The organism is Dyella monticola, from assembly GCF_003363155.1.
Classification (GTDB): domain Bacteria; phylum Pseudomonadota; class Gammaproteobacteria; order Xanthomonadales; family Rhodanobacteraceae; genus Dyella_B; species Dyella_B monticola.
In genome coordinates, this window is the sequence record NZ_QRBE01000016.1 from 74617 (window position 1) to 83809 (window position 9193).

Below are 9193 nucleotides of genomic sequence, written 5' to 3' on the forward strand. Positions count from 1 at the left end.
GCTGGATACTCTTCTCACACGCGTCAGAGAACGTTGCACCGAGGAGACTAGGGCAATGATCGGCACGGGATCGGCAGCCTTGCGAGACGTATGGTCTGGCCTTCGCCGCTTAGGGCGACTCTTGCCCGCCTTGGGCGCGATAGCCGGTTGCTCAACGAGCTCGGCGCCAGCGGTCATTCTGTTCGGCGCATATTTTCCCGATTGGCTAGTCTTTGCGATTTTGACGATCGTAATCGCAATCGTTGCTCGTATCGTCTTCGGGCTCGCTGGATTGGCACAGTCCGTGCCATTTCCGCTTTTCACCTTTGTCGCCATCGGCATCCTTGTCGCCGGTGCGTTCGACCTTCTATGGCTGGATCGCTGATGCGCGCGGCCGGCGAGCAAAATTCCACGCGCCGAGCAAAGCTGCTGGCGCTGATCGTGATCGTGGCCGCAATCGTCATGGTAGCGGTCGTCCTATCGCGCGCCACGCGTAATCCCTCTACCGATGCCGCTTCCATTGATGCGGACGTCGTTCACGTCGCTGCCGAGGTGGGCGGCCGCGTCATCAAGCTCGGCGTAACCGAAAACGTTACGGTGAAGCAGGGCGATTTGCTGTTCCAGATCGATCCCGAACATTATCGCGACGCGGTTGCGCAAGCGCGCGCCGATCTGGCTCTTGCCGAAGCTGCGCTTGACACCGAGCGCCGCATCGTTTCCACGCAAAGCTCAAACGCTGTCATTGCCGCCGAACAAACACGCAAGGCTGCGCAGAACGAGGAACTCGCACGGCGTACCGTTGACCGCCTTCGCCCACTTGCTCAAGATGGCTATATTCCGGAACAGCAGCTCGACCAGGCCGAAGTTGCCTACCGCGACGCCGCCAAGTCGCTTAATCAGGCACAAGAGCAACAAGCGGCCGCCAAGAACGCCGTCGACACGACGGCTGGTGCAGAGGCCACCGTGCAAGCGCGCCGCGCCGCACTGGCCATCGCCGAACGGGCCCTGCGAGACACCACGGTGCTCGCTCCTCATGATGGTCGTGTCGTCGGACTCAGCGTTGTCAGCGGCGAGATCGTCGCGCCATCTCAATCGTTGTTTACGTTGATCGCATCGGATGAGTGGTACTCCGTCGGAAACTTTCGCGAAACAGTGCTCAAGCATGTCAAAGTCGGCGACTGTGCAACAGTCTACTCGATGATCGATCGGTCCCGGCCGATGCGAGGAACCGTGACGGGAATTGGATCTGGCGTACTCGATACCGAGCGAGTCGATGTCCCTCACGGACTTCCATATGTCGAACGCTCGCTCAACTGGGTTCGTGTGTCACAACGCTTCCCGGTACGCGTAAAGCTGGAAAGTCCGCCGGAAGATCTGGTGCGCCTGGGCGCAAGTGCCATCATTGAGGTCGATCATGGCGTCGCTTGTCGGTGAGCATGCAGTGCGAACGATCCAGGCTCGGTTGTCGGAAGTTGTCGCGCGCACGCCAGGGCGTGCTGAATTCACATTCCGCCTGGCATTGATCTGCGCGCTGACAACATGGGTAGCACAGTCGTACGAGCTGCCAGACGTGGCGCTATCGGCTTATGTCGTGTTCTTCATGAATAAGCCGGATCGAATGGGTAGTGTGGTCACCAGTGTATTGTTGGCCCTCGTAGTCAGCATTCTTATCGGCCTGCTCATACTCATCGCCGGCGTGGTGCTGGATGTCCCTGCGCTGCGGGTGGCAATGATGACAGCCTTGTCGCTGTGGCTGTTGTTTCTCGCTTCTGCCAGTAAGCTCAAGCCATTGGCGGCAACCATTGCGCTGATCGTCGTTTATGCGCTGGCTGTGATGGGCAATGCGCCGAATGGTGAGTTGGCGACGCGGGCATTGCTCTATATCTGGCTCGTGATTGGCATTCCTGCAGGCCTATCCGTCGCCGTCAATCTCCTGATCGGACCTGCTCCCAGGCGACTGGCAGAGCGTGACATCGCATTGCGACTGCGTGCGGCGCGAGACCTTATGGAAGCGCCGGACATTTTCACGCGGCAATGCATCGCAACCCTGCGCCGGCAGGGCGATGCGGCTATTCAAGGGCATCTGCGATTGGCGTTGCTGGAAAAGACATCCTCACGCGCGGACGTGTCGGCGCTTCAGCAAGCCGCCCGCTCTGCTGACGCTTTATTGATGTTGAGCGAGGCGATCGACTGTTCACCCGATCTATCCAACAGTTGGCGTCACGCTGCCGCAGTAACGTTGGGCGATATGGCGTCGATTCTCGACAGGCACCTTTATCCGGCCGATATCGAACCGGTGCATGCGTTTGAAAAACCACTCGTGCAGCCGTTATTCTCATTGATTGCCGACTTCAATGCAGTGCTGGCGAACTTTGCGGTTGCTCAGTCGTCATCAGAGAAAACGGCCGCGAAGGAAAAGAGTGGTTTCTTTGCAGCGGATGCGCTCACCAATCTCGAGCATGTCCGGTTTGCACTCAAAGTCACGATCGCAGCCATGATCTGCTATCTCTTCTACTCCATGACCGACTGGCAGGGAATTCATACCTGTCTCCTTACTTGCTATATCGTTTCGCTCGATACGACAGCGGAAACGATTGAGAAGCTATCGCTGCGCATCGCCGGTGCATTGGTCGGTGCTGCGGCCGGGTTGGCTGCAATTGTTTGGCTGACGCCGTCCATCGATCGAATCGGTGGATTGTTGATGCTGGTGTTTGCCGGCGGATTGGCCGGTGGCTGGATCGCTACGGGCGGTCCGCGCATCGCCTATGCTGGATTTCAACTCACCTTTGCGTTTTTCCTCTGCATACTTCAGGGTTCGACGCCGGGTTTCGACTTGACGGTGGCGCGCGATCGCGTGATCGGCATTTTGCTGGGCAACGTGGCGGTTTATTTGATCTTTATTTCCATCTGGCCGGTCAGCATCGCACGCCGCATCGATCCTGCGATCTCCGCGGTGCTGCGCAAGCTCGCCCGTATTGCCGAGCTTGCGCAGCAAGTCGAACGCCGAAACGCACTATCAAAGGCCCATGGGTCTATCGCAAAAGTCGAGACCGATCTTGCGATGGCCTACTACGAACCTGCATGGCTGCGGCCGCGCGAGGATTGGTTCAAGCGGCGGAAGACGTTGTTAGCCGGTATCCCTTCATTCGAATTGACGCTGTTGACCGCGGACGAGCGCGCCACACTCGATACGATAGCCGCGCGTCTCGATCAGATGGCAAAGGCCGTCGATGATGGAGAGCCGCCCGTCCTCCCTGCAGATCCACAGAGCAGGGGGCACGGATTGGAGGACGACGTTGCGCACTAGTATCGCCGCGCTGTTGACTTTGTCGCTGTGCGGATGCGCCACTTCCGCATTGCGCATGGCACCTTCTGCGCCGGACCGTCCGTGGACGCCGACCGTCGATGCGTCCGGCGCGCTGACTGCCGCACCCGCGTCAGAATCGACTCCGCCATCGCAAAGTTATGTATTGCCGCCCAATCCGGGTGCTGCAACGTTTGGGGCCACAACCATCGATTCCGCACGGATTTACGACCTGGCAGACCTCATTGATCTGGCGGAAAGCAACAATCCCGAAACCCGCATTGCTTGGAATGAAGCGCGTAACGCCGCGCTTACCGCCGGCATCGCACGCAGCGCTTATCTGCCGCGCATCAGCGCCACCGCATTGGGTGCAAGGCAGACCGAGAATGGACGAAGTTCGGTGCTGGGCGCTCAGGCCAACCAGAACAACTCGTTTACCGGCGGCATAGCGGTGCTATCGGTCGAATGGTTGCTGTTCGATTTTGGTGAACGTCGTGCACTCGTAGCCGCTGCTGATCAAGGTGCGGTGATCGCCGATATTGGATTCACGGGCGCACATCAGAAGTTGATCCACGCGGTCAGTGTGGCTTTTTATGCTTATTCCGCGGCTTGTGCTCGCGCCGAAAGTACCCAAGCCTCGCTCAAGGATGCAAAGGACATTGAATTGGCCGCCGAAAGCCGCAAAAAACACGGCGAGGGGACCGTTGTCGAAGTGGCGCAGGCGCGGCAGCTCACAGCACAAGCGGAGTTGGCCAAAGTCGACGCCGATGGCGACAAGTCGAATGCTTATTTGGCGCTACTTTCGGCGATCGGTGTATCGCCGCTCTCGCACATTCAAATCGCCGATGTCTCCCAGCGGCCGTTGCCTTCTGGTCTTGATCAGCCCGTCGATCGCGTGCTGTCGGACGCATTGCAGCGACGTCCCGATGTGCTTGCCGCCATCGCTCAGCAGAAGGCGGCCGACGCCGGCGTCCGCGCCGCTAAAGCTGATTTTCTACCTAAGTTTTTCGTCTCCGCTTCGGGTACGCACGCCAGTGGCAATGTTGATCTCTCAGCAGTGCCTGCGGTCGGCGATCAAGCGCCCACTGTCAATCTGTCGAACCACCACTGGGGCGCAACCGTCATCGTTGGCGTAACCATTCCTCTCTATAATGGCGGAGTACGCAATGCAGCATTGGCGCAAGCACGCAACCGTGCGGACTCTGCAGCCGAAGCGCTGGATCGCGTCAAGCTCGATGCAGCTCAGGAAGTGGTAATGGCCGATTCGAAGTTGCACACCAGCCTTGCTGCCGTCTCGGCCACACGTGCGCTCCTCGATGCCTCTGAGGTAACCTATGATGCGGCGTTCGCGGCATTTCGGCGTGGCGTAGGATCATCCACCGACATATTGGTGGCCGAACGCCAGCTGCTTGAAGCGCGCAACGCGGCTGTAGACGCGCATAGCGCAGCACTTTCTGCGGCGGCGACGCTAGCTTTGGCCTGCGGAAGTCTGGGACAAGCACCAAACTAAGCATTCTCCAGCGTAACTGTGGCATCCATTTTCATGTCTGTCATGCATGACAATGCCAATACCTACAAGAGGATCAAATGATCGATCACGTCTACATCTCCGTCACCAACATCGATAAGTCACTAACGTTCTATTCTTCAGCCTTGAAACCGCTAGGCTGGAAGGTGTTCGGCAACTACGATTCTGCCTCAGGCCCCGAAGGCGTTCCTGATCTTTACGGAATCGGAGACGATATGTACGGCAACGGAAAGGCCGTCGGATCAAGCGTCTGGCTACGTCAACGCAAGGTCGGCGAGACCGGGCTCTACCTCGGGATCGTTTGCGACACAAACGAACTGGTCGATGCCGCCTACGCAGCTGCCATCAAGGCCGGTGGCACCGATGAAGGTAAGCCAGCAGATCGCACCTATTTCGCCCACGGCTACTACGCTGCCAACGTCGCCGACTTCGACGGCAACCGCATTGAGTTCGTACATAAAGCGTGGAACCCGAAGCGGCACGTATAGCGATCGCAATAGGAGAGGATTGCCTTTTATCGCTCCCATCATCATCTGGCAGGCTGATCTCTAACGTAACGTCCAGTTTCGACATGACACGGATGTTTGCCGTGGCGCGCAAGGGCAGGGCGATTAGAGCCGGTTATCACGGGTAGGGCAGCCGTGATCGACTCACACTACGCGCATCAACTTGACCTCAATAAAAGTGTTCTCAACAGCCTGCTAAATGCAGTTACCCGGCAGGCTTCGGTCGTTTCCCAGGAACGCCGTCAAACCAATTCCAGAATTCGTCGTCCCAATCCAGTTCCGGCAGCATATAAATTTGCGTCTTTCCTGTCACGGTTACTTGGGACGCGCCAGAACGACGATACTCGATCATGACCCTCGGCCCCCACCTGGTCTGGCGCAGGTCACAGCGGACGACATCTTGGCGCTGGATGGACGTTGTTCGCGAGAACTGCCGAATCATCGAGATTGATGTCGCAGTTAGTTCTATCTCTAGCGGAAGAGCGCTCCTACCGAAAGCCGCCAAGAGGGCAAATTGAAATAAGGCCTCTAAGAATTCGCCAAGGGGTTGGCCGCCGCTTCCTTCAAGCAAACGAAATATCGATGTGCAAGCACAAGAAAAGACAACGATGATCACTATACGAGCCATAATGGCGCTAATCCCTCGCCAGCGATAACTGCGCGGATACAAGTCCGGGTCGAAGCTGCTTTTTTCCTGGGATGCGTAGCTAAACTTTTCCATGAAACCTCGCCGCTCATCATCGAATAGTAGGCATTTTATACTTCGGCTCGCTTCGGAAGCGAACACGACGTCCCCCCAGTTTTGAGTAGCGCGTCGGTTTAGAGTCCGGAGTTACTGTCTGCGCGGGAGTTGACAGCGTGGGAGGTCTTCGAGGTTTGCCTGCTAGGCCGCTGGTCGTTACGGATTACCGTGGCTTACCAAGTGACAGCTCACCGATATCCCTGCGCCTGCAACGAGAACAGATGTGCGTAGTGGCCGTCCTCGGCCATCAACTGCTCATGATTGCCACGTTCGATGATGCGGCCGTCCTGGATCACGACGATCTGGTCGGCCATGCGCACGGTGGAAAAGCGATGCGATATGAGGATGGCGATGCGGCCGCCGGAGAGCTCGCGGAAGTGTTCGAATATGGTGGCCTCAGCCTGCGCGTCCATCGCGGCGGTGGGTTCATCCAGCGCCAGGATGTCGGCGCGTGAGCGCATGAAGGCGCGGGCCAGGGCGATCTTCTGCCATTGCCCGCCAGACAGCTCGCGCCCGTCGTTGAACCATTTGCCCAGTGGCGTCTCGAAGCCTGCCGGCAGGCTGTCGATGAAGTCGCTGGCCATGCCCTTGTCGCTGGCTTCGCGCCAGCGCGCTTCGTCATGGAAATGGGTGACATCGCCGGCACCGACGTTCTCACCCACGCGCATCTGATAGCGGGCGAAGTCCTGGAAGATCACCCCGATGCGCTGCAGCAGGACGGATTCATCCCACTCGCGCAGATCGGTGCCGTCGAGCAGGATGCGGCCACTGTCAGGCGAGTACAGGCGCGTGAGCAGCTTGATCAGGGTGGTCTTGCCCGAACCGTTCTGGCCTACCAGGGCCAACGATTCGCCGGGACGGATATGCAGGTCGATGTCGCGCAGTGCCGGTTCGCCGGCGCCGGGGTAGGTGAAACTGACCCGTTCGAAGCGGATGCCGTCCTCTGGTGTGGCGCCATGCTGCACGGTGCCGGTGGCTGCGGGCACGGGCGTTTCCAGATACTCGTACAGCGTGGACAGGTAGAGGTTGTCTTCGTACATGCCGCCGATCGCCGACAGCATCGCCGACACCGCCGACTGGCCCTGACGGAACAGCGACAGATACATCGTCATCTGGCCCAGGGTGATGCGCGCCATCACGGTGCTGGCGGCGATCCATGCGTAGGCGCCGTATAGCGCCAACGTGCCGAGCAGGCCCAGGCCGAAGCCCCAACTGTCGCGACGCACGGCCAGATCGCGATCGGCGCGATACAACATGTGGAAGATGTCGCGATAACGCTGCAGGAACAAGGGGCCAAGGCCAAACAGCTTCACTTCCTTGGCGTGGTCCTCGCGGGCCAGCACGGTTTCCAGATACAGCTGCATGCGTGTTTCCGGAGAGCGCCAGCGGAACAGCCGGAACGCGTCGCCGGAGAATTTCGTCTCGGCGAAGAATGATGGCAAGCCGGCCAGCAGCAGCACCGCTACCGCCCACGGCGAGAACTGAAACAGCAGGCTGCCGTAGCTGAGCAGCGAGATCGCGTTCTGGCCCAAGCCGAATGTTCGGGTGATCAGTGACAGCGGCCGACTCGACGCCTCGCGTCGCGCGCGGGTGAGCTTGTCGTAGAACTCCGAATCCTCGAAGTGCGCCAGTTCGAGTGTCAGCGCCTTTTCCAGGATCAACACATTGACGCGTTGGCCCAGTTGCGCACGCAGCAGCGACTGGCACAGCGACAGGCCGCGCTGTGCGCCGGCCATCGCCGCCACCAGCACGCCCTCCAGCACCACCCATTCGAACACCGATCGCAGCGGGGCTGTTCCGTGCGCTGCCCACAACTTGCTAGCACCGAGCACGGCGTCGACAATGTGCGCGCCGACGTAGGCAATGCCAGCCGGTAGCAGGCCGGAGATAAGAGTGAGCAGGGCCAGCGCGATGGTCAGCGTGCGGCTGGTGCTCCAGACCAGTTCCAGCGCCCGTCCGCTGTACCGGAACACGCCCAGAAAACTTCGGGCGAGTTCTTTCGGTGTAGCGGCAGGGGCTGCGTTAGGCGGCACAGGGGAGGCGTCGTGAAGCACGTGACGGGGCGCGAAGCTTTCGAAATGGGGGCCGTGTCGCCTCAGGCAAGCTTAGGCGTGTGATTGAACGCACGATAGGGCCACTGCCTGGCAACGTGCTGAAGAGTTTGTAGTCGGGCATGTCTTGCGATTAGCCTGTGTTATCGCGGGTGCCGGCCACTTAGTCCAGTACGCGACGGCCATAGCAAGAGCGTCAATGTGGTAACGGAGGCGGATCGTGATACGTGAAGTGACATCCCCTTCGCAATTAATTGCGCATTGGTTCGACTTCACTATCTGCGCGGCTCAGTTCGATGGAGGAGGACTCCATACAGCCGGGTAGGGCGCGGGTGCGAGGCGTCCGGCGTAAGATTTACGATCCGGTGCGACATGATGGGTTACTACAACGTCGAGTTCACGGCCGAGGTAGAACATACGGCGAAGCTCGATTACATCCGGCAGGAGTGCCCACCTGGTGAGTGGATTTTCCTGGACACCTAGTCAGCGTCGGGCTCTTGAACGTAGCGTCAGTTGTCTATGGATGGCCGGCTTAACCAAAAAAATGAGGGGCGGAAATGGATTCTTCGACGCAAACCATCATACGAGACGATTTCTTTACGGCGGCCAGAGAATGGTTAACCGATTCCTATCACGTCGAATATAGATACGTAGCTCGACAGGCAGGAGACCATGCCGAAGTGATTCATGCATTGGTGATGTTCTACCCATGGATGACTAAGGAAGGTGACGTTGCAGACTTCGACTTTCATGTTAACGCAGGCGACTATGTTGTTGGCCAAAAAGTCTTCAGTTCGATGTCACTCATAGAATCGACGCGCATTTTGGAGGAGGCGTTAGACGGTGCTATCAATCTTCCTAGTTGGAAGGCATTCCTGACAGCCGCTAACGGCCGGTATCATTTTCTTCGTGGAGAGGCACGCAACATTTGGGTAAACATGATTCACCTTTCTGCTAGCGCACTGGGTGCTGACCAACATCAGAACCCAGAGCTGGCCCCGGAAAACTGAACAGCCCGATAGGTGGATTTCCTGCTCAATGAGGCGATGATAATCGCCGTAGAAGGAGCAGATCGATGGCAAG

General features: G+C 58.6%; 7 protein-coding genes. 5 read left to right on the top strand and 2 right to left on the bottom strand.

Annotation, left to right across the window (positions count from 1 at the left end; translation table 11 throughout):
* Positions 1-363: 363 nt before the first annotated feature.
* The 4 genes from mdtN (at position 364) to DWU98_RS19460 (ending at position 5299) form a co-directional block, all read left to right on the top strand.
* The gene (mdtN, locus tag DWU98_RS19445; RefSeq protein WP_115497254.1) at positions 364-1413 is read left to right on the top strand and encodes a multidrug transporter subunit MdtN; all 1050 of its coding nucleotides are present in this window, start codon (positions 364-366) and stop codon (positions 1411-1413) included.
* Positions 1394-3286, top strand: coding sequence for an FUSC family protein (locus DWU98_RS19450; protein WP_115497240.1), 1893 nt, complete (start codon positions 1394-1396; stop codon positions 3284-3286). Before mdtN ends, DWU98_RS19450 begins: the two co-directional genes overlap by 20 nt.
* Before the next feature lie 55 nt (positions 3287-3341).
* Complete coding sequence (locus DWU98_RS19455; protein ID WP_115497241.1) at positions 3342-4793, top strand: TolC family protein; 1452 nt, start codon at positions 3342-3344, stop codon at positions 4791-4793.
* Between the two features lie 77 nt (positions 4794-4870).
* Complete coding sequence (locus DWU98_RS19460; protein ID WP_115497242.1) at positions 4871-5299, top strand: VOC family protein; 429 nt, start codon at positions 4871-4873, stop codon at positions 5297-5299.
* Positions 5300-5522: 223 nt separating this feature from the next.
* Here DWU98_RS19460 and DWU98_RS19465 read toward each other — a convergent pair whose 3' ends face one another.
* Together DWU98_RS19465 and DWU98_RS19470 are read right to left on the bottom strand one after the other, a co-directional pair.
* Positions 5523-6038 (bottom strand): hypothetical protein, encoded by a 516-nt coding sequence (locus DWU98_RS19465; protein WP_115497243.1) that lies wholly within the window; start codon positions 6036-6038, stop codon positions 5523-5525.
* Between the two features lie 209 nt (positions 6039-6247).
* Positions 6248-8092 carry an ABC transporter ATP-binding protein gene (locus DWU98_RS19470; RefSeq protein WP_196239542.1) on the bottom strand — a complete coding sequence of 615 codons (1845 nt, stop codon included), beginning with the start codon at positions 8090-8092 and terminating at the stop codon, positions 6248-6250.
* A gap of 575 nt (positions 8093-8667) precedes the next feature.
* Here DWU98_RS19470 and DWU98_RS19475 point away from each other — a divergent pair.
* The gene (locus DWU98_RS19475; RefSeq protein ID WP_115497245.1) at positions 8668-9120 is read left to right on the top strand and encodes a hypothetical protein; all 453 of its coding nucleotides are present in this window, start codon (positions 8668-8670) and stop codon (positions 9118-9120) included.
* Positions 9121-9193: the final 73 nt, after the last annotated feature.

Excerpts from the sequence above, each read along its gene's own strand:
- DWU98_RS19455 (WP_115497241.1), top strand. The coding sequence starts at position 3,342 with ATGGCACCTTCTGCGCCGGACCGTCCGTGGACGCCGACCGTCGATGCG.
- DWU98_RS19450 (WP_115497240.1), top strand. The coding sequence starts at position 1,394 with ATGGCGTCGCTTGTCGGTGAGCATGCAGTGCGAACGATCCAGGCTCGG.
- DWU98_RS19460 (WP_115497242.1), top strand. The coding sequence starts at position 4,871 with ATGATCGATCACGTCTACATCTCCGTCACCAACATCGATAAGTCACTA.
- mdtN (WP_115497254.1), top strand. The coding sequence starts at position 364 with ATGCGCGCGGCCGGCGAGCAAAATTCCACGCGCCGAGCAAAGCTGCTG.
- DWU98_RS19465 (WP_115497243.1), bottom strand. The coding sequence starts at position 6,038 with ATGGAAAAGTTTAGCTACGCATCCCAGGAAAAAAGCAGCTTCGACCCG.
- DWU98_RS19475 (WP_115497245.1), top strand. The coding sequence starts at position 8,668 with ATGGATTCTTCGACGCAAACCATCATACGAGACGATTTCTTTACGGCG.